This window comes from Rhizobium sp. LARHSG275, from assembly GCF_052871115.1.
The window spans coordinates 39,918-65,542 of record NZ_JBIXJN010000017.1 but is presented as its reverse complement, the minus strand read 5'-3'; the positions used below and the strand labels follow the sequence as shown (position 1 = coordinate 65,542).

General features: G+C 60.5%; 31 protein-coding genes, 1 tRNA gene and 1 pseudogene. 18 read left to right on the top strand and 15 right to left on the bottom strand.

Annotated features, from left to right (window positions below):
- Positions 1–13 precede the first annotated feature (13 nt).
- Positions 14–874 (bottom strand): 2,3,4,5-tetrahydropyridine-2,6-dicarboxylate N-succinyltransferase, encoded by an 861-nt coding sequence (dapD, locus tag ACIPSK_RS22585; RefSeq protein ID WP_162115381.1) that lies wholly within the window; start codon positions 872–874, stop codon positions 14–16.
- Between the two features lie 192 nt (positions 875–1,066).
- Here dapD and ACIPSK_RS22580 point away from each other — a divergent pair, with 192 nt between their 5' ends.
- Positions 1,067–1,933, top strand: coding sequence for an LOG family protein (locus ACIPSK_RS22580; protein WP_017966774.1), 867 nt, complete (start codon positions 1,067–1,069; stop codon positions 1,931–1,933).
- A 99-nt stretch (positions 1,934–2,032) separates the two neighbouring features.
- On the opposite strand, the gene ACIPSK_RS22575 is transcribed toward ACIPSK_RS22580, so the two are convergent.
- Together ACIPSK_RS22575 and ACIPSK_RS22570 are read right to left on the bottom strand one after the other, a co-directional pair.
- Entirely contained in the window at positions 2,033–2,671 is a 639-nt protein-coding gene (locus tag ACIPSK_RS22575; RefSeq protein ID WP_162115380.1) for an EF-hand domain-containing protein, read from the bottom strand.
- A gap of 104 nt (positions 2,672–2,775) precedes the next feature.
- Complete coding sequence (locus ACIPSK_RS22570; protein ID WP_162115379.1) at positions 2,776–3,483, bottom strand: pyrimidine 5'-nucleotidase; 708 nt, start codon at positions 3,481–3,483, stop codon at positions 2,776–2,778.
- Positions 3,484–3,585: 102 nt separating this feature from the next.
- Here ACIPSK_RS22570 and ACIPSK_RS22565 point away from each other — a divergent pair, with 102 nt between their 5' ends.
- Both ACIPSK_RS22565 and ACIPSK_RS22560 read left to right on the top strand, forming a co-directional pair.
- Positions 3,586–4,662 (top strand): bifunctional transcriptional activator/DNA repair enzyme AdaA, encoded by a 1,077-nt coding sequence (locus ACIPSK_RS22565; protein WP_162115378.1) that lies wholly within the window; start codon positions 3,586–3,588, stop codon positions 4,660–4,662.
- Positions 4,659–5,429: an isocitrate lyase/PEP mutase family protein gene (locus ACIPSK_RS22560; protein WP_162115377.1), complete on the top strand. Its 771-nt coding sequence runs from the start codon at positions 4,659–4,661 to the stop codon at positions 5,427–5,429. The genes ACIPSK_RS22565 and ACIPSK_RS22560 overlap by 4 nt, the downstream gene beginning before the upstream one ends.
- A gap of 171 nt (positions 5,430–5,600) precedes the next feature.
- Here ACIPSK_RS22560 and ACIPSK_RS22555 read toward each other — a convergent pair whose 3' ends face one another.
- Positions 5,601–6,749 (bottom strand): alpha-hydroxy acid oxidase, encoded by a 1,149-nt coding sequence (locus ACIPSK_RS22555; RefSeq protein ID WP_162115376.1) that lies wholly within the window; start codon positions 6,747–6,749, stop codon positions 5,601–5,603.
- Positions 6,750–6,817: 68 nt separating this feature from the next.
- Positions 6,818–7,705: an acetylglutamate kinase gene (gene argB / locus ACIPSK_RS22550; protein WP_018068726.1), complete on the bottom strand. Its 888-nt coding sequence runs from the start codon at positions 7,703–7,705 to the stop codon at positions 6,818–6,820.
- Between the two features lie 143 nt (positions 7,706–7,848).
- On the opposite strand from argB, the gene ACIPSK_RS22545 reads away from it, so the two are divergent.
- The 3 genes from ACIPSK_RS22545 to ACIPSK_RS22535 all read left to right on the top strand — a co-directional run bounded on the left by ACIPSK_RS22545 (position 7,849) and on the right by ACIPSK_RS22535 (position 9,781).
- Positions 7,849–8,388 (top strand): sigma-70 family RNA polymerase sigma factor, encoded by a 540-nt coding sequence (locus tag ACIPSK_RS22545; RefSeq protein WP_162115375.1) that lies wholly within the window; start codon positions 7,849–7,851, stop codon positions 8,386–8,388.
- Positions 8,385–9,104, top strand: a complete 720-nt coding sequence (locus ACIPSK_RS22540; RefSeq protein ID WP_162115374.1) for an anti-sigma factor — start codon at positions 8,385–8,387, stop codon at positions 9,102–9,104. The genes ACIPSK_RS22545 and ACIPSK_RS22540 overlap by 4 nt, the downstream gene beginning before the upstream one ends.
- A gap of 122 nt (positions 9,105–9,226) precedes the next feature.
- Positions 9,227–9,781 carry a fasciclin domain-containing protein gene (locus ACIPSK_RS22535; RefSeq protein WP_162115373.1) on the top strand — a complete coding sequence of 185 codons (555 nt, stop codon included), beginning with the start codon at positions 9,227–9,229 and terminating at the stop codon, positions 9,779–9,781.
- A gap of 132 nt (positions 9,782–9,913) precedes the next feature.
- On the opposite strand, the gene ACIPSK_RS22530 is transcribed toward ACIPSK_RS22535, so the two are convergent.
- The 8 genes from ACIPSK_RS22530 to rpmH form a co-directional block, all read right to left on the bottom strand.
- Complete coding sequence (locus tag ACIPSK_RS22530) at positions 9,914–11,002, bottom strand: sensor histidine kinase (RefSeq protein WP_162115372.1); 1,089 nt, start codon at positions 11,000–11,002, stop codon at positions 9,914–9,916.
- Positions 11,003–11,125: 123 nt separating this feature from the next.
- The gene (locus ACIPSK_RS22525; RefSeq protein WP_003544996.1) at positions 11,126–11,401 is read right to left on the bottom strand and encodes a hypothetical protein; all 276 of its coding nucleotides are present in this window, start codon (positions 11,399–11,401) and stop codon (positions 11,126–11,128) included.
- 127 nt (positions 11,402–11,528) lie between these two features.
- Positions 11,529–11,753: a hypothetical protein gene (locus ACIPSK_RS22520; RefSeq protein ID WP_017966786.1), complete on the bottom strand. Its 225-nt coding sequence runs from the start codon at positions 11,751–11,753 to the stop codon at positions 11,529–11,531.
- A gap of 132 nt (positions 11,754–11,885) precedes the next feature.
- A complete protein-coding gene (locus ACIPSK_RS22515; protein ID WP_003588915.1) occupies positions 11,886–12,095 on the bottom strand; it encodes a cold-shock protein in 210 nt (69 codons plus the stop codon).
- Between the two features lie 263 nt (positions 12,096–12,358).
- Positions 12,359–13,012, bottom strand: coding sequence for a ribosome biogenesis GTP-binding protein YihA/YsxC (gene yihA, locus ACIPSK_RS22510; protein WP_017966788.1), 654 nt, complete (start codon positions 13,010–13,012; stop codon positions 12,359–12,361).
- 153 nt (positions 13,013–13,165) lie between these two features.
- Entirely contained in the window at positions 13,166–14,959 is a 1,794-nt protein-coding gene (yidC, locus tag ACIPSK_RS22505; protein ID WP_026154407.1) for a membrane protein insertase YidC, read from the bottom strand.
- Positions 14,959–15,360 carry a ribonuclease P protein component gene (gene rnpA / locus ACIPSK_RS22500; protein WP_162115371.1) on the bottom strand — a complete coding sequence of 134 codons (402 nt, stop codon included), beginning with the start codon at positions 15,358–15,360 and terminating at the stop codon, positions 14,959–14,961. Before rnpA ends, yidC begins: the two co-directional genes overlap by 1 nt.
- A 21-nt stretch (positions 15,361–15,381) precedes the next feature.
- Complete coding sequence (gene rpmH / locus ACIPSK_RS22495; RefSeq protein WP_003545006.1) at positions 15,382–15,516, bottom strand: 50S ribosomal protein L34; 135 nt, start codon at positions 15,514–15,516, stop codon at positions 15,382–15,384.
- Positions 15,517–15,935: 419 nt separating this feature from the next.
- On the opposite strand from rpmH, the gene ACIPSK_RS22490 reads away from it, so the two are divergent.
- The 6 genes from ACIPSK_RS22490 to ACIPSK_RS22465 all read left to right on the top strand — a co-directional run bounded on the left by ACIPSK_RS22490 (position 15,936) and on the right by ACIPSK_RS22465 (position 21,319).
- The gene (locus ACIPSK_RS22490) at positions 15,936–17,933 is read left to right on the top strand and encodes a methyl-accepting chemotaxis protein (protein WP_162115370.1); all 1,998 of its coding nucleotides are present in this window, start codon (positions 15,936–15,938) and stop codon (positions 17,931–17,933) included.
- A 355-nt stretch (positions 17,934–18,288) separates the two neighbouring features.
- Positions 18,289–19,809: an ATP-binding protein gene (locus tag ACIPSK_RS22485; protein ID WP_162119277.1), complete on the top strand. Its 1,521-nt coding sequence runs from the start codon at positions 18,289–18,291 to the stop codon at positions 19,807–19,809.
- A 122-nt stretch (positions 19,810–19,931) separates the two neighbouring features.
- Positions 19,932–20,008 (top strand) — tRNA-Arg (locus ACIPSK_RS22480).
- Positions 20,009–20,131: 123 nt separating this feature from the next.
- Entirely contained in the window at positions 20,132–20,368 is a 237-nt protein-coding gene (locus tag ACIPSK_RS22475; protein WP_017966793.1) for a CopG family ribbon-helix-helix protein, read from the top strand.
- A gap of 6 nt (positions 20,369–20,374) precedes the next feature.
- Positions 20,375–20,662 (top strand): type II toxin-antitoxin system RelE/ParE family toxin, encoded by a 288-nt coding sequence (locus ACIPSK_RS22470; protein ID WP_162119278.1) that lies wholly within the window; start codon positions 20,375–20,377, stop codon positions 20,660–20,662.
- A 48-nt stretch (positions 20,663–20,710) separates the two neighbouring features.
- Complete coding sequence (locus ACIPSK_RS22465) at positions 20,711–21,319, top strand: hypothetical protein (protein ID WP_162119279.1); 609 nt, start codon at positions 20,711–20,713, stop codon at positions 21,317–21,319.
- Positions 21,320–21,321: 2 nt separating this feature from the next.
- Here ACIPSK_RS22465 and ACIPSK_RS22460 read toward each other — a convergent pair whose 3' ends face one another.
- Positions 21,322–21,567, bottom strand: a complete 246-nt coding sequence (locus ACIPSK_RS22460; protein ID WP_162119280.1) for a DUF982 domain-containing protein — start codon at positions 21,565–21,567, stop codon at positions 21,322–21,324.
- 445 nt (positions 21,568–22,012) lie between these two features.
- Here ACIPSK_RS22460 and ACIPSK_RS22455 point away from each other — a divergent pair, with 445 nt between their 5' ends.
- Together ACIPSK_RS22455 and ACIPSK_RS22450 are read left to right on the top strand one after the other, a co-directional pair.
- A complete protein-coding gene (locus ACIPSK_RS22455; protein ID WP_162119281.1) occupies positions 22,013–22,195 on the top strand; it encodes a hypothetical protein in 183 nt (60 codons plus the stop codon).
- Positions 22,196–22,223: 28 nt separating this feature from the next.
- Positions 22,224–22,519, top strand: a pseudogene (locus ACIPSK_RS22450) (hypothetical protein).
- Between the two features lie 228 nt (positions 22,520–22,747).
- Here ACIPSK_RS22450 and ACIPSK_RS22445 read toward each other — a convergent pair.
- On the bottom strand, positions 22,748–23,239 hold the full coding sequence (locus ACIPSK_RS22445) for a hypothetical protein (RefSeq protein WP_162119282.1): 492 nt from the start codon (positions 23,237–23,239) through the stop codon (positions 22,748–22,750).
- Between the two features lie 208 nt (positions 23,240–23,447).
- On the opposite strand from ACIPSK_RS22445, the gene ACIPSK_RS22440 reads away from it, so the two are divergent.
- The 4 genes from ACIPSK_RS22440 to ACIPSK_RS22425 all read left to right on the top strand — a co-directional run bounded on the left by ACIPSK_RS22440 (position 23,448) and on the right by ACIPSK_RS22425 (position 25,611).
- Positions 23,448–24,035, top strand: a complete 588-nt coding sequence (locus ACIPSK_RS22440; RefSeq protein WP_162119283.1) for a hypothetical protein — start codon at positions 23,448–23,450, stop codon at positions 24,033–24,035.
- A 238-nt stretch (positions 24,036–24,273) separates the two neighbouring features.
- Positions 24,274–24,594: a hypothetical protein gene (locus tag ACIPSK_RS22435; RefSeq protein ID WP_162119284.1), complete on the top strand. Its 321-nt coding sequence runs from the start codon at positions 24,274–24,276 to the stop codon at positions 24,592–24,594.
- A gap of 191 nt (positions 24,595–24,785) precedes the next feature.
- Positions 24,786–25,154 carry a cell surface protein gene (locus ACIPSK_RS22430; protein WP_162119285.1) on the top strand — a complete coding sequence of 123 codons (369 nt, stop codon included), beginning with the start codon at positions 24,786–24,788 and terminating at the stop codon, positions 25,152–25,154.
- Between the two features lie 154 nt (positions 25,155–25,308).
- Positions 25,309–25,611 carry a hypothetical protein gene (locus ACIPSK_RS22425; protein WP_017966800.1) on the top strand — a complete coding sequence of 101 codons (303 nt, stop codon included), beginning with the start codon at positions 25,309–25,311 and terminating at the stop codon, positions 25,609–25,611.
- Positions 25,612–25,625: the final 14 nt, after the last annotated feature.

The window sequence follows — 25,625 nt, the reverse complement described above, 5'->3', positions numbered from 1 at the left end:
TGTCCTGGTGTCATCAATCTCTGAGCAACTCGTTGATGCCGGTCTTCGAGCGGGTTTTTTCATCGACGCGCTTGACGATGACGGCGCAGTAGAGATGCGGCGCTGGCTGGCCGTTGCCCATCGTTGCATTGCCCGACGGCATCGAGCCGGCGACGACGACGGAATAAGGCGGCACTTCGCCGTAGCTCACCTCGCCGGTGGCGCGGTCGACGATCTTGGTCGACTTGCCGATGAAGACGCCCATGCCGAGCACCGAGCCTTCGCGGATGATGCAGCCTTCGACCACCTCGGAACGGGCACCGATGAAGCAATTGTCCTCGATGATCGTCGGGCCGGCCTGCATCGGTTCCAGCACGCCGCCAATGCCGACGCCGCCGGAGAGATGCACGTGCTTGCCGATCTGCGCGCACGAGCCGACCGTTGCCCAGGTATCGACCATCGTGCCTTCGCCGACATAGGCGCCGAGATTGACGAAGGAGGGCATCAGGATGGCGTTCGGGGCGATATAGGCCGAGCGGCGCACGACGCAGTTCGGCACGGCGCGGAAGCCGGCGGCGCGGAAGTGGTTCTCGCCCCAGTTTTCGAATTTCGAAGGAACCTTGTCCCACCAGGTGGAATTGCCCGAGCCGCCCTTGACCACATCCATGTCGTTGAGGCGGAAGGAGAGCAGCACGGCCTTCTTCAGCCACTGATTGACCGTCCAGGCGCCGTCGGAGCTGCGTTCGGCGACACGGGCCTTGCCGGCATCGAGCAGATCGAGGGCTGATTCGACCGCATCGCGAACCTCGCCCTTCGTCGACGTGTTCACATTGTCGCGATTGTCGAAGGCGGCTTCGATGATCTTTTCGAGGGATGCGAGGTCGGTGGCGCTCATGAGAATTCCTTAAACTTCGATCTTTATCGTGGAGACGGGGTGTCTCCGGAATTGCGGTTGGCGGGGTTTACCCTGCTCTACAGCATGAAGCCCTAGAACGGAAAGATTTTTCCGACAAGATGATACCTGGATTCAAGACGTTATAGCGACATATCCGGTTTCGAAGCCGGCAATACTGAAAGGCATTTCGACATGGCGAAGGGACGAAACGGCGGTTCGCGGCGCAAGGATGGCGTATGGGACCCGCTGAAGAGCAGTTCGACCGACAGGCAGCGCGCCGAAGCCGTGCCGAAGACGCCGCAGACGCTGTCGCCTGCCTACCGCCTTGCCTATGTCGACGAGGATTTCCTCTGCCGCGAGGAATTGCGGCCGATCCGCCTGCAGCTGGAGTTGTTGAAGACGGAGATGATGCTGACCGAGCGCGGCATCAAGTCGACCGTCGTCATGTTCGGCGGCGCCCGCATTCCCGCCCCCGGCCAGAGCGCCTGGGCAGCCCGCAACGATATCCAGCGCGTCAACCTGGAGGCGGCCTCCGTCTATTATGACGAGGCGCGCAAATTCGCCCGGCTCTGCTCGAAATATTCGGCCACCTTGAATTTCCAAGAATATGTCATCGTCACCGGCGGCGGCCCCGGGGTAATGGAAGCGGGCAATCGCGGCGCGGCCGACGAGGGCGCACCTTCGATCGGCCTCAACATCGTACTGCCGCACGAGCAGGCGCCGAACGCCTATGTGACGCCGGAACTCAGCTTCAACTTCCACTATTTCGCCATCCGCAAGATGCACTTCATGGTGCGCGCCAAGGCGATCGCGGTCTTTCCCGGCGGCTTCGGCACGCTTGACGAATTCTTCGAATGCCTGACGCTGATCCAGACCGGCCGCATGGAGCGCCTGCCGTTGATCCTGTTCGGGGAGGCGTTCTGGCGGAGCATCATCAATTTCGAAGCATTGGCCGAATTCGGCACGATCGCGCCGGACGACGTAAAGCTGATCAGCTTCGTCGATACGGCAGAAGCGGCATGGAAGATCGTGCAGGATTTCTACGAACACCGCGAGTAAGGGCTCAAGCGCGGTTCGGCCGAACGACACGCATTCACAATTCCCCCCGCTCCTTTCTGCCGGAGCGGGAATGGAGCGGGAGGAACGGTTCGTCCGGCCCTACAGAAGCGGCCGGTCCGGCATGTCGTCGATCGAGATGACGCCGTCCTTGTTGCGGTCCATTCGCGCAAACAGCTTGTCGAAGGCGGCTTCGGCTTCCTGTTTGGAGATCTGGCCGTTCTGGTCGGTGTCGATCCGTTGCATCATCAGCGAGGCGCGCATGAAGTTGCCGCCATGGCGCATCCAGCGATGTCCGTCAGGACCGTCGTGGCCGTCGTGCGGCGGCCGTCCCTGGTCATTGTTGTCGGCGGTTTCAGGTGCCGTGGGTGCGGCGTTCGCATCCTTGTTTTCGCCGGCCTCCTGCTTGCGCTGATCTCTCATCGCTTGCATCTGCGTTTTCCGGTACTCACGGATTTCGCCCGGTGTCAGCGAACCGTCCTTGTTGGTGTCGATCGCAGCGAAGATCTTGTCGACGCCGGCGGTCGCCTCGTCCTTGGAGATCTGTCCGTCCTTGTTCGTGTCGAACTGCTTCAGCATGCGGACATAGGTGATTTCGCGGAAGGCAGCTCCCGGACCGGGCCGGCCCATGCCGGCATGCTGGCGCGGTCCGTCACCCGGTGCGGCAAAGCCTGCCCCGGCGGCGGCGCCGAAGATGAGGGTGGAGGAAAGCGCTGCCAATATCAGCTTGTTGCGGTACATCGTGTTTGCCTTTCGTAAGGTGTCCCCTCACGAAAGAAGATATGGCAGCAGGCTCGCAAGACCCAGTTAAACATCGGTAAGCTAAGTGAAAACTTGGTAATGCTTCAGCCGATAATCCCGCGGAGAAAAGCGGCGAGATCGTCGGTGACGAAATCGATATGATCCTCCTCGCCGCTAGTCTTCTCCCACCATTCGACGACCGTCTCTTCCAGATTGCGCGGCACCAGCAGCACGGTCTGCATGCCGAGCGCCTTCGGCACCGTCAGGTTGCGCGGCAGATCCTCGAACATCGCCGCCTTGGCGGTTTCGACCCGCTTCAGCGCCGTGAACTTGTCGTAGGTCGCCTGCGCCGGCTTCGGCACGTAGTCGGCAGCGACGATATCGAAGATGTCGTCGAAATGCTCGAGGATGCCGAGCGCCTCCGCCGTCATTTCGGCATGCTTGACGCTGCCATTGGTGAAGATGAACTTGCGTCCCGGCAGCGCCTTGATCGCCTCGCCGAGTTCCGGCTGTGGCGTCAGCGCCGTATAGTCGATCGCATGCGCCTTTTCGAGAAAGTCGTTCGGGTCGATGCCGTGATGGATCATCAGGCCCTGCAGGGTCGTACCATGCTCGAGGTAATATTGCTTCTGCAGCTTGCGCGCCTCTTCCCGCTCCATCTGCAAGAGTGCCGCAACATAGGCGGTCATGTTCTTGTCGATCTGCGCGAAGAGATTGACATGATGCGGATAGAGCGTGTTGTCGAGGTCGAAGACCCAGTCTGTGACGTGCTGGAAATCGGTTTTATTAGGCGTGCGGTCGATCTTGGTCATGGCGGTCTTATGGCACGGCTTATCCGGCAAGGAAATCGGCAACAAAGAATAGACGCCCGATTTTCGGCGGACGGCGCAGGCACGGAATGCTAGAAAGCGGTCATGCTTTTCGAACGCCCCGATGACGATACGCTCTATGATGCCCTGATCGCGCGCAGCGCCGATTATGAAGGGCAGGCCTATGTCTGCGTGAAGACGACCGGCATCTTCTGCCGTCTGACCTGCCCGGCGCGCAAGCCGAAGCGGGAAAATACGCTCTTCTTCGACACGATCGCCGCCTGCATGCATTCGGGATTCCGCCCGTGCCAGCGCTGCAGGCCGCTGGAGCAGCCGGGCAGGGAGCCGATCGTCGACGAACTGCTTGCCGCATTCGACCGCGAGCCGCAGCTGCGCTGGACCGAGGATGAGCTCGTGCGCCGGGGCCACGATCCCTCGACCGTGCGCCGCGCCTTCAAACGCGGACTCGGTATGACCTTCCACGATATCGTCCGCTATATCAGGCTGGGCGAAGCGGCCCGGCAACTGGCCGATGGCGCGCGCGTCATCGATGCCCAGCTTGAGGCGGGATATGACTCTCCAAGCGGTTTCCGGACGGCCTTTCAGCGACTCGTCGGCAAGGCGCCGGCGCTGTCGCAGAACCGCGAACTACTCTCTGCCGACTGGTTCGACACCCCGCTCGGGCCGATGGTGGCCGTTGCCGACAAGACGCATCTGCATCTTCTCGAATTCCACGACCGCAAGGCGCTGCCGACCGAGCTCGAGGCGCTGCAGAAGCGCGTCCGCTCCTCGGTCGCGATCGGCCGCACGCCGGCGATCGACCAGATCGAGGCGGAGATCCGGGATTATTTCGAAGGGCGGCTGATAGTCTTCAAGACGCCGTTGGCACTCTGCGGCACGCCCTTCGAAAAACATGTCTGGGCAAAGCTCATGGAGATTCCCGCCGGCCAGACGCGCGCCTATGGCGATCTTGCAAGGGCGATGGAAAGGCCGGAGGTCGTGCGTGCCGTCGGCCGCGCCAACGGCGCCAACCAGCTTGCCATCATCGTGCCCTGCCATCGCATCCTCGGCGCGGATGGTTCGTTGACCGGCTATGGCGGCGGGCTCTGGCGCAAGCAATGGCTGCTGCGGCATGAAGAGAAGATCAGAGCACAAGCACCTAACATGGAGGAGACGGCATGAACCAGATTGAAAAGGCCAAGGCATTCGGCGCATTGCACCGCAAGGGCGACCCGGTTGTTCTCTACAATATCTGGGATGCCGGCACGGCAAAGGCCGTCGCCGATGCCGGCGCCAGGGCGCTTGCCACGGGAAGCTGGTCGGTCGCCGCTGCCCATGGTTATGCCGACGGTGAGAAGCTGCCGATGTCGGTGCTGGTCGAGACGGCGAAATCCATCACCGCTGTCGTCGATCTGCCGCTTTCGGTCGATTTCGAAGGCGCCTATTCGGCCGAGCCTGAGGGAGCGGCGGCCAACGTCGCCAAGCTGGTGGAGGTCGGCGCTGTCGGCATCAATTTCGAGGATCAGGTGATCGGCGGTGGCGGGCTTTATCCGGCCGAGAGGCAGGTGGCCCGCATCCGCGCCATTCGCGCCATGGCCGAAGGCAAGGGCATTCCCTTCTTCATCAACGCTCGCACCGATCTCTTCCTGGCCGAGAGCGATCTTTCCAAACATGCCGGTCTGGTGGACGAGGCGATCGAGCGCGGCAAGGCCTATGCGGCGGCCGGCGGCAGCGGCTTCTTCGTTCCTGGCTTGATCGATCCCGCCTTGATCGAGAAGATCTGCGCGGCATCGCCGCTGCCCGTCAACATCATGATGCGAACAGGCGCCCCCGATGTGAAGGCGCTGGCAAAGCTCGGCGTCGGCCGCGTCAGTTATGGTCCGGGACCTTACCGGTCGATGATGGAAAAGCTGAAGCAGGAGGCGGCGGCGATCTATAGCCTGCTCTGACGTCGAAAGTCCGAGGGCCGCAGATCCAAAGCATGTCGCGCAAAAGTGTGCAGCGGTTTTGCGACAACGGCACGCGAAAAACAAAGAGCTAAAGCGCGACGAGCGAATCCGAAAGATCGCGATGCGCTTTAATGCGAAAGGCTGCGGCCCCGGAATGAAATCCCGCTCCGCTCAGCAACGGAAGCGCAGATTCCGCCGGCTGAGCTGGCTGACCGAGGTGCAGCCCATCAGCTTCATGCCGCGCTCGATCTCGGTGCGCATCGTCTCAAGCGCCCGTTCGACGCCGGGCTGTCCGGCAGCGGCAAGCGGGAAGAGATAGTAGCGCCCGAGCCCGACAGCCTTCGCCCCCAGCGACAGCGCTTTAAGAACATGCGTTCCCCGCTGCACACCGCCATCCATCATCACGTCGATCCGGTCGCCCACGGCGTCGACGATCTCGGCCAGCTGGTCGAATGCGCTGCGCGAGCCGTCGAGCTGGCGCCCGCCATGGTTGGAAAGCACGATGCCGCTGCAGCCGATCTCGGCCGCGCGCTTGGCGTCTTCGACCGACATGATGCCCTTAAGGCAGAATGGCCCACCCCACTCGCGCACCATCTCCGCCACGTCGTCCCACGACATCGAAGGGTCCAGCATCTCGGTGAAGTATCGGCTGATCGACAACGTGCCGCCATCCATCTTGACGTGGTTTTCGAGCTGCGGCAGCCGGAAGCGCTCGTGCGTCAACCAGTCGATTGCCCAGGAAGGCTTGATCGCGAACTGGGTCATGCCGGCAAGATTGAGCTTGAAGGGAATGGCAAAGCCCGTGCGCTTGTCGCGCTCGCGGTTGCCGCCGGTGATGCTGTCGACCGTCAGCATCATCGCCTGCACGCCGGCATTTTTCGCTCGCGCCATCATCTCGCGGTTGAGGCCGCGGTCCTTGTGGAAATAGAACTGATAGACCTGCGGCCCGCTGCTGATCCGTCTCGCTTCCTCCAGGCTGATCGTGCCGAGCGAGGAGACGCCGAACATCGTGCCGTGTTTTGCCGCCGCCGCCGCGACCGCCCGCTCCCCCTGGTGGTGAAAAAGCCGCTGCAACGCCGTCGGCGAGCAATAGACCGGCATTGCGAGCTTCTGCCCCATGACGGTCACCGACATGTCGACCTCGGCCACGCCGCGCAAAACGTTGGGCACCAGATCGCAAGCCTCGAAGGCCGCCGTATTGCGCCGGTACGTCACCTCGTCATCGGCGCCGCCGTCGATATAGTCGAATATCGGCCCGGGAAGACGCCGTTTGGCCATGCGCCGGAAATCGTGAAAATTATAGCAATCTGTCAGGCGCATTTCTTTCCTCGATATCCTGTTCCCGTGTGAGAAAGATCCGCCCTTGGTGGTGAAGGGCGCAGCCTCGATCAGGGAACGATCAGCGTTCCGACGCCGTGCTCGGTGAAGATCTCGAGCAGCACGGAATGGGCAGTCTTGCCGTTCAGGATGACGACACCCTGCACGCCGGCCTTGATCGCATCGATGCAGGTCTCGACCTTGGGGATCATGCCGCCCGAAATCGTGCCGTCGGCGATCAGCGCATGGGCTTCGGCGACGGAAAGCTCCTTGAGGAGCTGGCCGTTCTTGTCGAGCACGCCCGGCACATCGGTCAGGAACAGCAGCCGGGTGGCGTTCAGCGCGCCGGCAATGGCGCCGGCAAAGGTATCGGCATTGATATTGTAGGTGGCGCCGTCGCGGCCAGGCGCCACGGGCGCGATGACCGGGATCATCTCGGAACGGGCGAGCAGATCGAGCAGCGTCCGGTCGACCTCGACCACTTCGCCGACGAAGCCGAGATCGAGCACGCGCTCGATGTTCGAATCCGGATCCTTCACTGTCTTGCGCGCCTTTTCGGCGAAGACCATGTTGCCGTCCTTGCCGCAAAGACCGATCGCCCATTCGCCGGTCTGATTGATGAGGGCGACGATTTCCTTGTTGATCGAGCCGGCGAGCACCATTTCGACGATCTCGACCGTCTTCTGGTCGGTGACGCGAAGCCCGCCCTCGAATTTCGATTCGATGCCCATCTTGCTCAGCATGGCGCCGATCTGCGGGCCGCCGCCATGAACGACGATCGGGTTGACGCCCGATTGCTTCAAGAGCGCGATGTCGCTGGCAAAGGCCTTGCCGAGCTCGGGATTGCCCATGGCGTGGCCGCCATATTTCACGACAATCGTCTTGTTCTCGTAACGCTGCATGAAAGGCAGTGCCTTGGCCAGAAGCCGCGCCTGCATTTCGCTTTCGGTTTCGTTCATGGGAACCCCGCGGAATTGTTCGCGGCCTTTTATCGCAAGTTTCTGACAGAGGGAATAATCCAGCGGGCAATAGTTTTTCGTATCTGTCGCGGAGCCGGACGCCGTTACCGTCTGGCACATGCAAGCTTGAGATGAGGAACGGCATGCAAGGCGATGAGATTGCAGACCTGATCGGCCGCGTCGCACTCGGCGATCGCAGGGCCTTCGTTGCCCTTTACAACCAGAGTGGGCCGAAACTTTTCTCGATCTGCCTGCGTATCTTGAAGGATCGCACGGAAGCCGAAGAGGTCCTGCAGGAAATCTATATCAGCATCTGGCAGCGCGCTCGCGGCTTCTCCGTCGCTTCGGGTTCGTCCTCGGCGTGGCTGGCTGCGATTGCCCGCAACCGGTCGATCGATGCGCTGCGGGCGCGCAAGCCCGTCGCCGACGAATTGGATACGGTCTATGATCTCGCCGATGCCGGACCAGACCCGGAAAGACAGACCATGACAAAGGATGAAGGAAGGCGGATTGACACCTGCATGGAAGAGTTGGAAGCTGATCGTGCGGTCGCGGTGAAACGGGCTTATGTCGAAGGGCTGAGCTATCAGGAACTGGCCGATCAGTTTGGTGTCCCGCTGAACACGATGCGGACCTGGCTCAGGCGCAGCCTCTTGAAACTGAGAGAGTGCATGGAACGATGACATCGCCCGACAAAAGCAAGGGAGACCGCTCCCGCGACGAGGTTCTCGCCGGCGAATATGTGCTTGGCGTCCTGTCGTTGCAGGATCGCCGGGTGGTCGAAGAGCGGATGCGCCACGACCGGCCTTTCGCTGCGATCGTCAGCCGCTGGGAAACCAACCTCTCCGCCTTCAACGACGAGTATGAAGGTGTCGTTCCGAACCGCGAAACCTTCAAGCAGATCGAGGCGCGGCTTTTCGGCGATGGCCAAAAGCCCGCATCCTTTTCGCAAGGGCTTTGGAATTCCGCCGTTTTCTGGCGCTCGCTGAGCTTCGCCTGCGCCGTCGTCGCCCTCAGCGCCGTCATCTTCGCCTCCGGCGTGGTGCCGCAGCCGCAGGGGCCGCCACCGCTGGTGGCCTCGCTTTCGGGCCAGAACAGCACCATCAATCTTCTCGCCTCCTACGAGCTGCAGAGCGGCCGGCTGAAGATCGTGCCGGTCGCGGCCGGCAAGCCGAAGGAGAAGTCGCTGGAACTCTGGCTGGTGCCGGGCAGCGGCCTGCCGAAATCGCTCGGCGTTTTCCAGCCGGGCGAAAGCGGCGAAGTCGTCATTCCCGCCGATCTGCGCAACCAGGTCGCCGATGGCGCAACACTTGCCGTCAGCCTCGAACCCTTCGGCGGCTCGCCGACCGGCCAGGCGACCGGCCCGGTGATCGCAAGCGGGCCCCTGCGCCGACCATAATCTGCGCCGGCCATAAATCATTCTCCTGCCTGAAACTCTTCCGCACAGCCCTCCGTAGTTCGAAATGTCCGGACGACGCTCAGGCATAAAGCCCGCGGATGGTGTCCGGTGAGGAGAAAATCATGATCAAGTCCATATTGCGCGGCTTCGCGCTCGCCGCTGCCATGTCCGCTGTCGCCTTTGCCGCCGCGAAAAACCCGGTGGTTGGCGGTGCTGCCATGTTCGATAGCAAGAACATCATCGAGAACGCCGTGAATTCAAAGGATCACACGACGTTGGTCGCGGCCGTCAAGGCCGCCGGCCTGGTCGGCACGCTCGAGGGCAAGGGTCCTTTCACCGTCTTTGCCCCGACCAACGAAGCTTTCGCCGCGCTGCCGAAAGGCACCGTCGATACGCTGCTGAAGCCGGAAAACAAGGCGACGCTGGCCAAGGTTCTGACCTGCCACGTCGTTGCCGCCGATGCGATGGCCAAGACCGTTGCCAAGATGATCAAGGATGACGGCGGCGAGCACGACATCAAGACCGTCGGCGGCTGTGTGCTGAAAGCCAAGGAAAGCATGGGTAAGATCACGCTGACCGACGAAAACGGCGGTGTCTCCCATGTGACGATCGCCGACGTCAAACAATCGAACGGCGTTATCCACGTCGTCGACAAGGTGCTGCTGCCGAAGATGTAAGCCCGCTGGTATCGGCAGACGCATTGGGGCGCTCCTTGGGGGCGCCCCAAAACAGATTGATGAGGTGGCTAGCGCATAACCCCGAATATCGGAATCGATTTTCGGAAAGGATTCCGCGCGGATACAGCGTCCTTAGCGCATCTGAAAAGAGGCCGCCTCAGCTCTCGGGAAGACGAGGCTGACACTCATGCCGGTGTCAGGGGACGAGGTGACTTCAACCTCGGCGCGGGCATTCTGTTTCAGCGACTGTACGATCATCGCGCTGAGCTTCCCGGGCTGCGGCCAGGTCACATCCTGGGGAAGACCGACCCCGTTATCAGCAACGGTAATCCTGCAGCCGGTATCGCTGACGACACAGCGAAGCGTGATCTCGCCGCCATCGCGCCCCACGAAAGCATGCTTCAGCGTATTGGTGAGGAGTTCATTGATGACGAGGCCGGCCGGCATGGCGACATCGACGGAGACTGGCCAGGTATCGACCTTCATGTCCAGCCGGATCCCTTCCACGGCATGGGCCGCCATCACAGAAGCGGCAATCTGGCTCACATAGGTGCCAAGATCGATCGTGGCGCCCTTCTCTTCGTCCGACAGCGAGCGATAGAGCAGAGCCAAGGCTTCAATCCGCCCGGCAAGCCGCGCAAACCTTTCGCTTTCCTCATTCTGTTGAGCATTGCGCGCCTCCATTCGGATGAGCGCCGTGATCATCTGAAGATTGTTCTTCACGCGATGCTGAAGTTCCCGCAGAAGGACATCTTTCTCCGTCAGCAGTTCGCCGAAGCTCTCAGCGGCCGTCGTCTCATTGCGGGCAGCAAAAGCCACCAAACGGAAAAGTGGGGTGTCATCATCGTCAACGATGGTATTCGACCAGACATCGACAATGACGGTGCTCTCGGGTTCGGCCACCAGCGAGAAGGCACCGATATACTCCTCCGCAGAAGTCACGGCGGCGGTGAGCGGCACCTCTCCGGAGACGGCGGTGGAGCTCAATTCAATTTCCGGCCAGGGTTTTCCCTGGACCTCGGTTGCCTCCAGCGCCGTCAGCCGTTCGAATTCGAGGTTGACGTAAATCAGCGGTTCATTGCCACTGAGTTCGGAGACAGCCACCGCGAATGGGACATGATCGAGAAAGTGCCGAAACCGGCTATCATCAAGGGCTTCGGCAAGGTGAGGCAGGCTGCCCACACCTTCGGGCGAAAGGGGCTGGTCTTTGCTATCGGTCATCAAATATTACTCGTGGACACGGCTGCTCCCGACACGGCAGGAGAATTAAGCGTTGGCTTAAAAACTGCGGGGACGCAAGCGTTGATCGGCGGCGCGTCCATCGACTGCCGGCCAAAGGGTGATTTAAGTCCGGTCGTAGGTAAATGACGTCAGCAGCGTCGTGACGAAATTGCTCGCCCTTTCCTTGACCAGCACTTCCGTCCATTCATCCGTCCCGCGCAGCCGCAAATCCGTGTAAATACTGTCGACGGCCGCTTCTTCGATACGCTTGATATGCGTCTTGAACGAAGCCTCGCCGCCGCCGTGATACATGTCTCTGATCACCATGCGCAGAATTTCCTGAATGGCGATCTGCCAGGCCGTATTGATCGACTGAAGTTCCTGCGGAGTCTCTGCCATTGATGAATTCCTTGATGCGATGCGAGTGAATGTCAGCACGCTTCGGGTCGTCCTTCAGCGCACGATCTGCAAGCCCATCGTTTCAGGCGCGGTCTAAATTTCGAGCCTTGTCAATCGGCTTGTGATCTCAGCAGGCCCTGGCGCGTTTTGCGATGAGGGCAGAGGTGGCCGACACCCGGTTACTCTGTTCCCTCGCAAGCCGGGCCTCCCGAAGCCGCAACGTCTTTGCCTGCTGCGATTGGGCGTCGGATTCGAGCTCCTCGGCCGCCTGGTTCTTCGCGAAAAACTGGGTCTGGACGCTGCCGAAGGCAATCTCCGCCCGCTGGCGAGATTTGCTGTATGTTTCTGTCATGTTGGCTCCGATACTCGTGGGCTCGACGCGCGAGCGAAAACAAAAAGGCCAGGCAAATCGCCTGGCCTTGGATTGATAACGTGCTTCCGGCAGTGCCAGTACATCCGTGGTCAAAGGAAAGCAGATACCGAATTAAGCGTTCTGGAGATTGCAAGCGGACATCTTGCCCGACTTGTTGTCACGCTCGAGGTCGAAGCCGATCTTCTGGCCTTCGACGAGTTCGCGCATTCCGGCGCGCTCGACGGCGGAGATGTGAACGAAGGCGTCAGCGCCGCCGTTGTCAGGCTGAATGAAGCCGAAGCCTTTGGTGGAATTGAACCATTTAACTGTGCCGGTGGTCATGATGATGAACCCTTTCATAGCAAATTGAAGAACCGCAACGCCGAGGCGATGCGGATGGTGATAGCGATTTTTGAAAGGGAGTTCGTTCAGAGCGCGGTGCCAATCGCGCGATAACCAAGCCAGCAAGCAAAATTCGATGACCGCTATCTAGCTCATCAAAGCTGCGTCGTCAACCGTTAGTTTTCAGGCCCTGCTATGTTCAACTGCGGGATGCCGCGGCGACCTTTACACCAAATGACTTCGCGTCCGGGTGCTCAGGCCTTCTATTTCCAGCGGGCGATGCCGACGGTTTCGGCGATCGCCTGGCGCAATTCGTCCAGCCCATCGCCCTTTTCAGACGAAGTGGACAGCACGCCGGGATAGGCGGCCGGGCGCTTGCGGATCTTTTCCGCCGTTTCGGCAATGAGCTTCGGTACACCAGCCGCCTTGATCTTGTCGGTCTTGGTCAGCACGATCTGGTAGGAGACGGCTGCCTTGTCGAGCAGATCAAGCACGTCATCGTCGTTCTTCTTGATACCGTGGCGGCTGTCGATCAGCACATAGACGCGCTTCAGCGTTGCGCGGCCACGCAAATAATCGAAGACGAGCTTGGTCCACTTGTCGACCTGTTCCTTCGGTGCTTGCGCATAACCATAGCCCGGCATGTCGACGATCGCTGTCGGCGGCAGGTCTTGGCCTTCGCCGGAATAACCGTCCGGAACGAAATAGTTCAGTTCCTGCGTACGCCCCGGCGTGTTCGAGGTGCGTGCCAGGCCCTTCTGGCCGACCAGCGCATTGATCAGCGACGACTTTCCGACATTCGAGCGACCGGCGAAGGCCACTTCCAGCGGCCCTTCCGGCGGCAGGAAATTCAGGGACGGTACGCCGCGGATGAAGATCCATGGGTGGCCGAAGAGCGGCTTTTCGATGTCGGACATGCAGGCTCGGCAATCTCTGGGTTGGGTCTTTTACCGGGCTTCATGGTTTTGCGGGCGGATGTCAAGCTTTTCAGGCGCCTACGCGGCATGCCTTGTCTCCTTCGTCCGCCGCCCGGAAATGAAAAGCCCCGCCGGAGCGGGGCTCTGCAAGCATCATTTCGACTGCGCCGTTTTTCGTCGGAACAGACCCTTCAGATTGTCGAAGAGTTCGACCTTGACGCCGTGGCGCTTCATGATCACCGACTGCTGGATCACCGAGAGCGTGTTGTTCCAGGCCCAGTAGATGACGAGACCGGCCGGGAAACTTGCCAGCATGAACATGAACACCAGCGGCATCCAGGTGAAGATCATCGCCTGCGTCGGATCGGGCGGCGTCGGGTTCATGCGCATCTGCAGGAACATCGTGATGCCCATGATCAGCGGCCAGACGCCGAGATGCAGAATGGTCGGCGCTTCGAAGGGCAGCAGGCCGAACAGGTTGACGATCGTCGTCGGATCGGGCGCCGAAAGGTCCTTGATCCAGCCGAAGAAGGGCGCATGCCGCATTTCGATGGTGATGTAGATCACCTTGTAGAGCGAGAAGAAGATCGGGATCTGCAACGCCACCGGCCAGCAGCCGGCGATCGGATTGATCTTCTCTTCCTTGTAGAGCTGCATCGTCGCCTGCTGCAGCCCCATGCGGTCGTCGGCGAATTTTGCCTTCAACTCCTCCATCTTCGGCTGCATGCGCTTCATGTTCGCCATCGAAGCGTATTGCTTGCTGGCGAGCGGGAAGAACAGAGCCTTGACGACGATGGTCGTGCACAGGATCGCCACACCGAAATTGCCGAAGTAGCGGAAGAAGAAGTCCATCAGCTTGAACATCGGCTTGGTGATGAAATAGAACCAGCCCCAGTCGATCAGCCGGTCGAACTTCGGAATCGAGTAGCTGGCCTCATAACCGTCGATGACGGGCACTTCCTTGGCGCCGGCGAAGACGAGATTCTTGAGTTCGATCGATTGGCCCGGCGCAACGGTGAAGGCATCTTCCTTATAGTCGGCCTGATAGCGCGGCTGACCGTCGGCAAAATGCGAGAAGCTTGCCTCATAGGGAGCACTCTGCGGTGGAATGATCGTCGCCGCCCAGTATTTGTCGGTGATGCCGAGCCAGCCGCCGGTGGATTTGGCCGGCTTGACGGCTTCTTTTTCGGCGGCGGTATATTTGGTTTCGACGAGGCCGTCATCGCCGATGACGCCGATGAAGCCTTCATGCAGCACGTAGACGGAGGGCGTCGTCGGCTTGTTGTAACGCGTGACACGGCCGTAGGAATTGAGCGAGGCAGGAGCCTGGCCGGCATTCGCGATCTTGTCGGCGACGGTGAACATGTAGCGTTCGTCGACGGAGATGGTGCGGGTGAACGTCAGGCCCTTGTCATTGGTATAGGAAAGCGTCACCGGCGTCTTTTCGGTGAGCTTGGCGCCTTCCGGTGCGGTCCAGAGCGTCGAGGGACCCGGAACGCTGCCCGTCGCGTCGCTGCCGATATAGCCGAGTTCGGTGAAATAGCCGTCCTTGGTTTCGGCCGGGCTGAACAGCGTGATGATCGGGCTCGAGTCGTCGACGGTCTCGTGGTAGCCCTTGAGCTTCAGGTCGTCGAGGCGGGCGCCGGCAAGGTTGATCGAGCCGGAGAGGGCAGCAGTGTCGATGACCACGCGCGGGGTCTTTGCCAGCGCCTGCTCGAGCGTCGCTGTTGCGGCCGCCTGGTTGGAAGGTGCCGCACCGCTCGGCTGGGCCGGCGTCTGGCCGCCCGCTGCCGGCTGCTGCACCTGCTCGGTCTGTTGCTGCGCCTTCTGGGCTTCCTGCGTCTTGCGCTGGGCCTCGATGCGCGGATTCATATAGAGAAACTGCCAGCCGAGGACGATCAGCACCGAGAGAGCGATCGCAATGAAGTAATTGCGGTTGTTTTCCATCATACGTTCCTGGGGCGTCCGTCTCCGGAGCGCCGGTGTTTCGGCCTGGTTTCCACGCGGGATTTCAGTTCCGCGGCCAATTCCTGGAAGGACGCGTCAAGCACGTCCCTGCGCGCGACAACCACATAGTCGTGTCCGGGCTGCATTGCAAACCCCGCATGAAGCCGCACCGCCTCTTTCAGGCGGCGGCGCATGCGGTTCCGTTCGACCGCGTTGCCATGTTTTTTGGTTACTGTAAAACCGACGCGTGCCTGGCTGTCGGGTTCCTTCCGGTCGAGGACTTCGAGAAGGAAGAGGCCGCCCCGGCGTTTTTCGCCCTCGCGCGCGGCAAGAAACTGCGGGCGGCTCTTCAGCCGCCCGACAGTGTGTTTCGTCTCACTGGTCGTCAATTCGCCCGCCATCTCTTACCGGGCAACCCGGCCTTACGCCGACAGACGGTTGCGGCCCTGCGCGCGGCGGGCTGCGATGACCTTGCGGCCACCCTTCGTGGACATGCGCGCACGGAAACCGTGGCGACGCTTGCGAACAAGCTTGGATGGTTGGTAGGTACGCTTCATTTATTTTAAACACCGCGGAGTGCGGCCCTTCTTGAATTTGCATAATGCAAGGAGCGTTGTTTTTCGAACGGGCTGACCATGAAAGGCTTGAGTGACCGAACGTGCGCGGGCTTATAAGGACGAAGCCCGCAAAAGTCAATTATGCCCGGATCATTTCACTCTGCACTGCCGCCTCCAAAGTAAGTTCGCACTTTGGTGTTAAGAAATTAGGCATGCTCCGAGTGGTTGTAGTTTTCCGCCGCGGCAGGTCGATTGCCCCTGTTTTCAGGCGCTTACGCCTTCCGGCCGCATTCGGCATGGATCATTTCCGAAGCCACAATCGTAAATAATAGAAATCTAACTTTAATTAATTTCGCCGATATTCAATGCATCGACTGGGAATTTGCTTTCCAGGCAGTGGCGTAGCTAGGAGCATTGCATTGAAGATCCGGGGCAAAATTAATCTGCTGGTTTGCGTGATGGGCGCGGTCGCACTTCTGATCGGCGCAACGGCATTGTCCGCCATGCACGAATACAGTCGCAACCTGACGGCTTATGAGCAGGCCGCCGCCCGCGCCTATGCCGGCGAACGGCTCAACCGTTTCGTCACGGCTGTGGTCATGGAGGCGCGCGGCATCTATGCCGCCAAAACGATCAAGGACACGCCGAACTTCGCCAAGGGCCTGATGGCCGACCTCGACGAGATCGACAAGGTCATTTCGGGTTGGGCGCCGCTCGTTCCCGAGAGCGAGAAGGCCGATTTTGCCAAGCTTGTCGCCCGCGCTGCGGAATTCCGCACCTTCCGCACGGAAACCGTCCGCCTCGGCACGGACGTCGGCCCCGAAGCCGCCGGCCTACAAGGCAACAATGACGCCAACCGCGCCAACCGCAAGGCGTTCCAGGCGGAAATCGATGCCGTCGTCGCCACCGACAAGGCAGCACTGGAAACCGTCAATGCCGAGATCGAGAGCTTCCGCTCCTGGGTGCTGATGCTCGTGCTCGCCATCACCGGCATCGGCATCGCGGTCGGCATCGGCATGGGCTTCTATATCGGCACCAGCCATCTCAGCCGCCCGATCAAGCGCGTTACCCATGCGATCAAGGAAGTCGCCGATGGCAATTTCGACGCCGAGGTTCCCTTCGCCGGCCGTCCGGACGAAATCGGCGAGATGGCCGCAGCGGTTGCGGTCTTCAAGGCAAACGGCCTCGCCGTCAAGCGCCTGAACGCCCAGGAGGCGGCGATGCGCGCCAAGAGCGACGACCTGCAGTCGAGCATGTCGGTCGTCGTGGCCGCGGCTGCAGCCGGCGACTTCGGCCACCGCATCAGCAAGGACTACGAGGACGACAACCTCAACCAGTTCGCCGGCAACATCAACACACTGCTGTCGAGCGTCGATGCCGGCATCGGCGAGACCCGCCGCGTCATCGCAAGCCTTGCCGAAGGCGACCTCACCCAGACGATGAGCGGCAACTTCCAGGGCGCCTTCGCCGAGCTGCAGCAGAACGTCAACAATACCTTCGTCACCCTGCAGGCGACGATGCGCGAAGTGCGCCAGACGACGGAGGCGATGAACGGCAACACCGCCGAGCTGCGCAACGCCAGCGACGACCTGTCGAAGCGCACCGAGCAGCAGGCAGCCGCCCTCGAACAGACCTCGGCAGCCCTCGACGAAATCACCGCCGTCGTCCAGAATTCCACCGAGCGGGCGCATGAAGCCACCATCATGGTGTCCGAAGCCAAGGAGAATGCCGGCCGCTCCGGCGTCGTTGTGGGCAATGCCGTCGAGGCGATGGGCCGCATCGAGCAGGCGTCGCGCGAAATCAGCCAGATCATCAACGTCATCGATGAGATCGCCTTCCAGACCAACCTCTTGGCGCTGAATGCCGGCGTCGAGGCGGCCCGCGCCGGCGAGGCCGGAAAGGGTTTTGCGGTGGTCGCCCAGGAAGTGCGCGAACTCGCCCAGCGCTCGGCAAAGGCCGCCAAGGACATCAAGGCGCTGATCACCAAATCGGGCAACGAGGTGCAGGTCGGCGTCAAGCTGGTGCAGGCGACCGGCGAGGCGCTGGCGGAAATCGGCACCCGCGTTATTGCCATCAACGACCATATCCATTCGATCGCGACGGCTGCGACCGAGCAGTCGACCGGCCTCAAGGAAGTCAATACCGCCGTCAATCAGATGGACCAGGTGACACAGCAGAATGCGGCGATGGTGGAAGAAACCTCCGCCGCCACCCACAGGCTTTCAGCCGAAGCCGGTGGACTGGTGCGCCTCATTGCCCGCTTCAAACTGTCGGATGATGCGCCGGCACCAGTGGCGCTAGTCCGCAACGAGCCGCAAAGGCCGGTTGCCTCGCCCGCCCGCCGCGCGATCGCCAAGGTCGCCCGCGCCTTCGGCGGTAATGCGGCCGCAGCCGAGCAGAGCTGGGAAGAGTTCTAAGCTTTACTGATCACGCGCCTTTTAACGCCGCCTCCGGGCGGCGTTAGTTTTTCTGCCCGATCGGCAAAGACCCCGCCCCAAACCCCTCCCCACAAGGGGGAGGGGCTTAACCTGTCGCGCTGGCGCTTCCCACTTCGTCGTTTCATCCGCGGAAAGGCTGACATTTGCTGCGCGGGCGCCGCAATTAGTCCCTCCCCCTTGTGGGGAGGGTTGGGGAGGGCTTTCCTCCTCTCGGGCGGCATTTTCTTGTGACGAGGTGACGCTGCTCGCAAAGATTTGAAAGCGCAGCATCTTGGTCTAATATAGAGCTCAGCGGTAAGGGCGGCTGAAATGCTGCCGATCGGGCGAGACGAGAATGCCGATAAGAGACCAGGGCGACAATCCTTCGGCGGAAAACCCGGCGGCCGGCGAGGCCGCAAGGGCGCGGTGCCCGTCTGCCGGCCTGTTCGGCGGTCTCTCCGGCAAGCTGCTCTGGCTCACCATCGTCTTCATCATGCTCGCCGAAATCCTGATCTTCTTTCCCTCGGTCGCCAGCATGCGGTTGCGCTGGCTGCAGGACAGGCTGAACACGGCCGCTGCCGCCGCCATCGTCATCGATGGGCTGCAGCCGGTCGAGTTGCCGCGCGCGCTGCAGAAGGAGACGCTGGAGGCGACCGGCACCAAGGCGATTGTGCTGCGCAAGGACGGCACCTCGCGGCTGCTGGCGACGACCGATATGCCGACCTCAGTCGACGAAGCCTACGATCTGACCGACGTGCCGGCGCTAACGGCGATACGCGATGCGCTCGACACGCTGGTCTTCGGCGGCAACAGGATGATCCGCGTCTATGGCCCCGTCGGCGACACCAACACCGGCGTCGAGGTGGTGATGAAGGACCGGCCGCTGCGCAGGGCGATGTTCGTCTATTCCCGCAATGTCCTGTTGTTGTCGGTGCTGATCTCGCTGTTCACGGCAACACTGATCTTCTTTGCGATCAACCGCATCCTCATCGGCCCGATCCGCCGGCTGACCGGCAGCATGCAGCAATTCTCCTCCGATCCGGACAACCCGGCCCATATCTATATCGGTGACGGCGGCCGTGACGAACTGGCCGTCGCCGGCCGCAACCTCACCTCGATGCAGATGGAGCTGCAAAAGACGCTGAAGCAGCAGAAGAACCTTGCCGCTCTCGGCCTCGCCGTCTCCAAGATCAATCACGACATGCGCAATATCCTGGCCTCCGCGCAGCTGATGTCGGACCGGCTGGTCGATGTCGATGATCCGATGGTCAAGAGCTTCGCTCCGAAGCTGCTGCGCACCATCGACCGCGCCGTCGGTTATACCACCGAGGTGCTGTCCTACGGCAAGGCGAGCGAATCCGCGCCGCGCCGTCGCCATATCCTGCTTCTGGAGCTCACCCAGGAGGTCAAGGATATACTGGCGATCGATCCGCAGAGCGGCATCGAATTCGTCGAGCAGATCAGCGCCGACCTCAAGGTCGATGCCGATGGCGAACAGCTGTTCCGCGTCATCCACAATCTCTGCCGCAACGCGCTGCAGGCGCTGACCGCGCCGAGCGAGGGTGCGCCTGGCGCCTTGAAGCGCATCACCGTCGCCGCCCAGCGCGTCGGCAGCGTCGTCAGCATCACGGTCGATGATACCGGTCCGGGCATGCCGCTGAAAGCGCGCCAAAACCTCTTTGCCGCCTTCCGCGGCTCCGCCCGTTCCGGCGGCACCGGCCTCGGCCTCACCATCGCCCGCGAGCTGGTGCTCGCCCATGGCGGCACGATCGCCCTGGTGGAAAAACCGACGGTTGGGACGCAGTTCCGCATCGAGATCCCCGATCGTCCGGTTTCGCTGGAGGATTATCGCAGCCGGACGCATATCGAGAAGTGACGTGATTTCTGAAGGCGCCGCTGCTGGCAGACAAAGACGCGATTTTTTCAGAAATGCTCTTGCATTGTCCCGAAGGACGTTTTAGAGGATCGCCACGCAAGCGGCACCGCCGCATTTTGCACGCACCCGTAGCTCAGCTGGATAGAGCACCAGACTACGAATCTGGGGGTCAGGAGTTCGAATCTCTTCGGGTGCGCCATTTCTCTTTTGTCACGACAAATCTGCGTTAACGCCTCGAACGGCAAGGTCAAAGCCGTCGTCCAGCCGAACGTCAACTTGAATTAGCTTGGCAGGCGGTTGCAGGGTATGGCAGAATAAACCCATGAAAAATACCGTTGAGATTGCAGAAGACCTCAGCCGCCGGATCGATATGTTGGCCGAGCGTTCGACGTTGACGCGCGGGCAAATCATCGAGGATGCTCTGGCCCATGGCCGTTCTCTGGCTTGGCAGGAAAAGTGGATTGCGGGCGTTCAGGCCGGGATCGAGGACGCCGACACAGACGGATTTGCAACCGATGAGGAAATCGCGGCCGTTCTCAATAAATACAATCCGGCGTGACAAAACGTGCGCATCGTCTGGACGAGACGTTATCTTCGAGAACTTGCTGCTATAGGCGATTACATCGGGGAGCGTAATCCGCGCGTGGCTTCCCGTGTGGTGAATGACATTCACACAAAGACTGGCAAACTCCTGTCTGCAAATCCGTTTATTGGCCGTTTGGGGGAGATCAAAGGCACCCGCGAACTCGTCATTCCGCAAACGCCCTTCATCGTGGCTTACCGTGTTCGCGAAGAACATGTCGAAATCCTCTTTGTTCAACATGGCGCGCGCGAATGGCCGGATGACGTCTGATTTTTAAAGCGCCGTCCTAGCCCCGCACATAAAGGCGACGAAAAACACATGAGCAAAGCTCATATTGGCGATCTTTTCCTTTTTAGCTATGCAGGTGATCTCGTATTGAGCAGAAGCGATCCGCCTTCGCAGGCGGTACCGTTCGTGCGCGAAGGGGTCAAATACACTCTGCTTGTTCCGCAAAGGACAAGGCCTATCGGTTGGCGATCTTCCCCCTCGATTACAAAGACCGCCGCCGCGCAGTTAATCCCGCCGATAGCGGGCCTCGAAAATTTTCCTCCCTCTAGCGCAATACTTGCTGGAATAAATGAGCAGAACCAGCTCACCTTGTACTTCGATCAGCCGGGCAATGCAGACATGTTTGGACGGCATTGGGTCGATACCTTTGCCATTGAGGTGATCGGCCTCGACAGTTCGGATGGCCGTACGGCGGTTGCTACCACAATGATGTCGGAGCTTTTCCGATGGTTGAGAGTGGCAACAGATCAATGGTGGGCTGGCCGCGCATCAATGATATCGGCACCCAATTCTCTAACCCGGTTGGATGCGTCGGCTCCAGGACGGATATCTGGAACCGTGACAAGTTCATCGGCCCGTGATCACTCCTCCACTCTCTCACGCATGCATATTAGGCCTGTCTCACCTCAGCGCATCTAGCTTCATTCCTTCATCGGGATTCCGGCTTCGATCGCAGCGTCGATGAACGCCTGTCGCGCCTCTTCCCGGTTCCGTTTTCCCGCCATGACGTCGGCGCAAACCGCACAAGCCTTATCCAAGGCAGGCCCCTCTTCGGTCGGCCAGTCTTCGACCAGCGCCCATGTCGCGGCCTGGGTCGTCTGGATCACCACCCACTGATCCGGCCCTTCAAGGGCGAGCGTTACCGGCTTCTTCCAAATGGTTTGCATGATCTCAGGACCTCCGCTGCGTACTCTCTGCCGCTGCAGCCTGCACACATAGGGCGATTCATCCGGCGTGGCGAGGTGCAGCATGAACGAGATGCCTTTCTCGATCAGCGAGCTGCTGGGATGTGCTTTTCGAAAATAGCTTCGTGCCGCTGTTTCGCGCGCTTATGCTGCGCCTCTCAGAATTCCTGAACGAATTCACGTGCCAGCAAGGTTTTGCCGGGCAAGGTGTCTCCCTGGCGGGCAACGATTGAGACCTTTCCGGGTCCGGCCATACCGGGTTCTGGCTGCAGATCTGCCGGGAGCTCGCACGAATAGCCCTTGCTACCCCAAGCTTAGTCTCTCAGCTCCACTCTTCTCTTCCGTCTGGCCGTGCTGGTGAGCAGGATGAGCGGCATCGGGCGCGGAGACGGAGATATCGCAGCGCCGCTTCGAAGGCAGGAACGTCATGATCGCAGTCTATATCGATGAAATCATCATGTTTTGCGCCGGCCTGTGGATGACATCCGTCGGCTTTGGTTATCTGCCATATCCAGGCAAGCCGGCCAGCCGGCCGCCCCTGCTTCGCCACTTCAAGTGGATGGGTCCCATGCTGCTCGCGATCGCCATTATTCTGGCGGCCGCCTCCTAGAGCCGCGTGCCCATGCTGGGGTGAAGCAATGACCAATATCTTGGCCTGCCCCTCGTGCGGATTGGACAAAACGGAATCGATCGTTCATCGCGGTTCCTACATTCTCCGCTGCGCCGCCTGCGGCGAAACGATTGTCGCCACACCATTGATGGCGATGCTGGATTCGGATCACCAGTGTTCGGCCTTTATCGATCCGGGTCCCGGTAAAAGCCCTCCGCCAGAGGCGCTCGTCGCGCGTGGACCGTTCCGGCGATTGCAACGGCGATCAGCGATGCGGCGAGAGACGGAACTATGATACATCTGATCCCTGAAGCGAAGGGTTGAAGTCCCGCGTCGTTCACCCAAGGCCTCTGAAATTGAAGGGTTGTAGGGCGCCTTCCGGCTGCCGGGCCGCGGGCTTATTGGCTGATGAAGAGAATGGCTAGTGCCGCCGCTGCGATAATCGTTTTGCGCGAAGCTGCTCCAGGTTTTCAAGATTGAGATCGGGAGATCAAGGTTAAGCACTTCTCGTCGGCCGCTCCAGTCTCTGCCCCACGGCAACGAAGCGAAAAGCTATTGCGCGTCCGGATAGTCTCTCAAATAGTCTTCCCGTTCTTCCTTCCCGAACAGGGCTGAGTAATAGCCGCTGCAAACCAGATATGAGCACTCATCCGGGTTGCCCGTTTGCCATCCCGGCTGGCAGAGTACGACGTTGTGGAATTTGGCGTTGCAAAGTCCGTGGTTTGCTAAGAGCCGCGGATCGTTTCCGAAATAGGCGCTTATGGCTTTCTCGCGAGTCCATGCAGGCACGACTTTCCAATCAGCGTCGCCGCCCTCATCGGTCACGTTGGCGATCGCACAGAACGACCAGTTAGATATCACGATGGTCTGATCGCAGGAAAAAGCCTGAACGGCGCTTCCCAGCAAAATCGAAATCAATGCCAACAATCGCCTGATGCAAACGACCACGTTCTTCTCACCCATACCGCTTATTCGCATCGCGCTTCTACCCCCGAGATTCATTGCAGCGATCCTAGCAGAAGGGACTGGATAATAGAAGATCATAACTAAGAATATTTTCCTAGTTCATGGATCGTTCTTGCGCTAGGTTTGCCGCAATTGCAACCACGGACTGTTAGATGTTGAGCAAATTTTTTCTCAGAGATGAGGTGATGGTGTGGACGAGCTTTGGCCGTGCGCTGCATGAACGGAGTTCCCGCAACAGGCTCGGGAAGGCGGGCGGATACCGACCGACAGCACGGGCCAGGGGCTGATGGCGGAATTCAACCCTCGCGACAAAAGCCGAACCAGTCAGGGAAAGACGCGGGCGATGGTGCGCAAGCATACCGCTCCCCCGAGCGCGGCAGATGACGGCAGTCTTCGCTGGCAATGGTTCACCATTCAGTTGCTGGAATCTGCGGCCTTCACGACATTGAGCGCGAACGCCTGCCGCGCCTTCTTCCGCATCGTCATCGAGCACACGTCGCACGCCGCCTTGGAAAACGGCAAGCTGATCGTGACCCATCCTCAGTTCGTGTCCTACGGCGTGACCGGCGAATATGTGGCCGATGCGATCGATGAGCTCGAATATAAGGGGCTGATAAAAGTTCGCCGCGGCCGGGCAGGCAGCGGTGTCGCGCATCCCAACCGGTTCACGCTGACCTTTGTCGGTGACCATGAGGGTGCGCCACCGACCGACGAGTGGAAATGGTGCACGGCGGAAAGGTGCCGCAAATGGTCCGAGACCGACCGCAAGCTTGCCGCCGACAAACGCGGGCGCGTCGGCAGGAAGAAAAAAACCCCACTTCGGAATCCCGAAATCCCCCCGCTTCGGGATTCCGAAATCCGCCGGGTTTCGTGACCTGTGCAGGTGAGGAAACGTTGAATGAATTCAACGCCCCAACCAATTTCGGGATTCCGAAGTGCTATATAGATCTTGGTGGGGTGTTCCTAACGAAGACATTTCGCCACGATCAGGAACTCCGTCTCCCAACCCCCGGTTCGAAATTGGCGGGCAAGCCGTCTGCCTAGTTTCGCGCAACCTTCCTGATGTATCCGCAGGTCTGATGATCTTTGAGGCGCTTCAGCCGGAGGAATGCATGACGGTGCGAATTTTTCGGGCTCTGGCTGCCCTGGCGATGATGACAGCGCTTGCCGGCTGCATCGACCATGCCAATGATCCCGTGCTCCTCGCGGTCGGCGTGCCGGTCAATCCGCCCGCTGTAGCGCACGGTCTTTGCATGACCGACGGCAACGCCATGTATGACGAGGCGAGAAAGCAGTATCAGCTGCGCGCCCAGCTGACCGGATATGCCGGGGCCGATGAGCTGGAGGCCGAAACGATAGCGCGCGCCGCCGCCCATCGCCAATATGTCGCCTGCCTCTCCGGCCAGGGTTACCGGACGTTATACGCGAATTGAGAACAGAGAATTCAAGTTTCCTCACAAGCGCCGTTTGAGCCCTCTTCCTGATCGCGGCTTTTCACGTTTTTGGCCGATTCAGTCACGCCGGATCGCCTGCAATCACGACTGTTGGAAGTTGCGTGCGGCAAGGGAACTCTGCGCGCCAAGAAAGCATTTTCCTGACGTAGATCCAGTAAGGAGGGTTTATCATGAAAATGCTCAGTCTTGCTCCATCCACCGTCGCGCTTGGTCTCCTTCTTGGCCTCGCGCCGATCGTTTCCGTGCGGGCGGCGACCGTGCAGACCGTTCCGACACCGATCGTCTCGGACGTGAAAATGGTGCAAAATAAAGAACATGCCGGTACATGGCGTGGCTATCAAGGTTTTCGCACGGAGCGTCCCGGCACCCGCCGCCATTCCGATGGCTACTGGTATCCGCTTGCCGCCTTCGGCGCCGAGGCCGGCACCACGGGCTCCGTCCGCCAGCCGGTGAACAGGCCCGCACGCCCGGGAATGTGCAACCCCAAGTTTTCCGGATCGATCGGTCCTGGCAGCATGCCGTGTGATAACGGCTATTGAGCCGGCAAATGAAGGAGGCGGCGTCGAGCCGCCTCTTTCTCGATCGGGCCGCCGCTCACATGTCCGTGACCTCTGCTTTGGCACCGTAGTATGTGACAGATCGCCTTCCTAACTCCGGGGCGTAAATTCCCTGAATCCTCCCAAGGAGACGATGATGACCACGACTTTCAAGAACGGCCTGGTGGCTGCTGCCTTCGGCGCAATCCTCGGCCTCTCGGCCTTCCAGGCCACGGCAGCTCCCCTCCAGTCGAGCGCGACGGAGCAGGGTGCAGCCAAGCGCCCGGTCGTGCGCCAAGAAACCAAGGTTGAACACGACAGGCGCACGACCGGTTCGATCGGCGAGCGCGCCTCGGAAACCACGGGCTCGACACACTATATGATGAACCCGAAGAAGCCGCTCAACATGGATTGCAAGCTCGGCTTCAACCCGACCAGCAGCTCCAGCTGCAATTACTGACGAGGCGCTCGGCC

Excerpts from the sequence above, each read along its gene's own strand:
- dapD (WP_162115381.1), bottom strand. The coding sequence starts at position 874 with ATGAGCGCCACCGACCTCGCATCCCTCGAAAAGATCATCGAAGCCGCC.
- ACIPSK_RS22580 (WP_017966774.1), top strand. The coding sequence starts at position 1,067 with ATGGCGAAGGGACGAAACGGCGGTTCGCGGCGCAAGGATGGCGTATGG.
- ACIPSK_RS22575 (WP_162115380.1), bottom strand. The coding sequence starts at position 2,671 with ATGTACCGCAACAAGCTGATATTGGCAGCGCTTTCCTCCACCCTCATC.
- ACIPSK_RS22570 (WP_162115379.1), bottom strand. The coding sequence starts at position 3,483 with ATGACCAAGATCGACCGCACGCCTAATAAAACCGATTTCCAGCACGTC.
- ACIPSK_RS22565 (WP_162115378.1), top strand. The coding sequence starts at position 3,586 with ATGCTTTTCGAACGCCCCGATGACGATACGCTCTATGATGCCCTGATC.
- ACIPSK_RS22560 (WP_162115377.1), top strand. The coding sequence starts at position 4,659 with ATGAACCAGATTGAAAAGGCCAAGGCATTCGGCGCATTGCACCGCAAG.
- ACIPSK_RS22555 (WP_162115376.1), bottom strand. The coding sequence starts at position 6,749 with ATGCGCCTGACAGATTGCTATAATTTTCACGATTTCCGGCGCATGGCC.
- argB (WP_018068726.1), bottom strand. The coding sequence starts at position 7,705 with ATGAACGAAACCGAAAGCGAAATGCAGGCGCGGCTTCTGGCCAAGGCA.
- ACIPSK_RS22545 (WP_162115375.1), top strand. The coding sequence starts at position 7,849 with ATGCAAGGCGATGAGATTGCAGACCTGATCGGCCGCGTCGCACTCGGC.
- ACIPSK_RS22540 (WP_162115374.1), top strand. The coding sequence starts at position 8,385 with ATGACATCGCCCGACAAAAGCAAGGGAGACCGCTCCCGCGACGAGGTT.
- ACIPSK_RS22535 (WP_162115373.1), top strand. The coding sequence starts at position 9,227 with ATGATCAAGTCCATATTGCGCGGCTTCGCGCTCGCCGCTGCCATGTCC.
- ACIPSK_RS22530 (WP_162115372.1), bottom strand. The coding sequence starts at position 11,002 with ATGACCGATAGCAAAGACCAGCCCCTTTCGCCCGAAGGTGTGGGCAGC.
- ACIPSK_RS22525 (WP_003544996.1), bottom strand. The coding sequence starts at position 11,401 with ATGGCAGAGACTCCGCAGGAACTTCAGTCGATCAATACGGCCTGGCAG.
- ACIPSK_RS22520 (WP_017966786.1), bottom strand. The coding sequence starts at position 11,753 with ATGACAGAAACATACAGCAAATCTCGCCAGCGGGCGGAGATTGCCTTC.
- ACIPSK_RS22515 (WP_003588915.1), bottom strand. The coding sequence starts at position 12,095 with ATGACCACCGGCACAGTTAAATGGTTCAATTCCACCAAAGGCTTCGGC.
- yihA (WP_017966788.1), bottom strand. The coding sequence starts at position 13,012 with ATGTCCGACATCGAAAAGCCGCTCTTCGGCCACCCATGGATCTTCATC.
- yidC (WP_026154407.1), bottom strand. The coding sequence starts at position 14,959 with ATGGAAAACAACCGCAATTACTTCATTGCGATCGCTCTCTCGGTGCTG.
- rnpA (WP_162115371.1), bottom strand. The coding sequence starts at position 15,360 with ATGGCGGGCGAATTGACGACCAGTGAGACGAAACACACTGTCGGGCGG.
- rpmH (WP_003545006.1), bottom strand. The coding sequence starts at position 15,516 with ATGAAGCGTACCTACCAACCATCCAAGCTTGTTCGCAAGCGTCGCCAC.
- ACIPSK_RS22485 (WP_162119277.1), top strand. The coding sequence starts at position 18,289 with ATGCCGATAAGAGACCAGGGCGACAATCCTTCGGCGGAAAACCCGGCG.
- ACIPSK_RS22475 (WP_017966793.1), top strand. The coding sequence starts at position 20,132 with ATGAAAAATACCGTTGAGATTGCAGAAGACCTCAGCCGCCGGATCGAT.
- ACIPSK_RS22465 (WP_162119279.1), top strand. The coding sequence starts at position 20,711 with ATGAGCAAAGCTCATATTGGCGATCTTTTCCTTTTTAGCTATGCAGGT.
- ACIPSK_RS22460 (WP_162119280.1), bottom strand. The coding sequence starts at position 21,567 with ATGCAAACCATTTGGAAGAAGCCGGTAACGCTCGCCCTTGAAGGGCCG.
- ACIPSK_RS22455 (WP_162119281.1), top strand. The coding sequence starts at position 22,013 with ATGATCGCAGTCTATATCGATGAAATCATCATGTTTTGCGCCGGCCTG.
- ACIPSK_RS22445 (WP_162119282.1), bottom strand. The coding sequence starts at position 23,239 with ATGATCTTCTATTATCCAGTCCCTTCTGCTAGGATCGCTGCAATGAAT.
- ACIPSK_RS22440 (WP_162119283.1), top strand. The coding sequence starts at position 23,448 with ATGGCGGAATTCAACCCTCGCGACAAAAGCCGAACCAGTCAGGGAAAG.
- ACIPSK_RS22435 (WP_162119284.1), top strand. The coding sequence starts at position 24,274 with ATGACGGTGCGAATTTTTCGGGCTCTGGCTGCCCTGGCGATGATGACA.
- ACIPSK_RS22430 (WP_162119285.1), top strand. The coding sequence starts at position 24,786 with ATGAAAATGCTCAGTCTTGCTCCATCCACCGTCGCGCTTGGTCTCCTT.
- ACIPSK_RS22425 (WP_017966800.1), top strand. The coding sequence starts at position 25,309 with ATGACCACGACTTTCAAGAACGGCCTGGTGGCTGCTGCCTTCGGCGCA.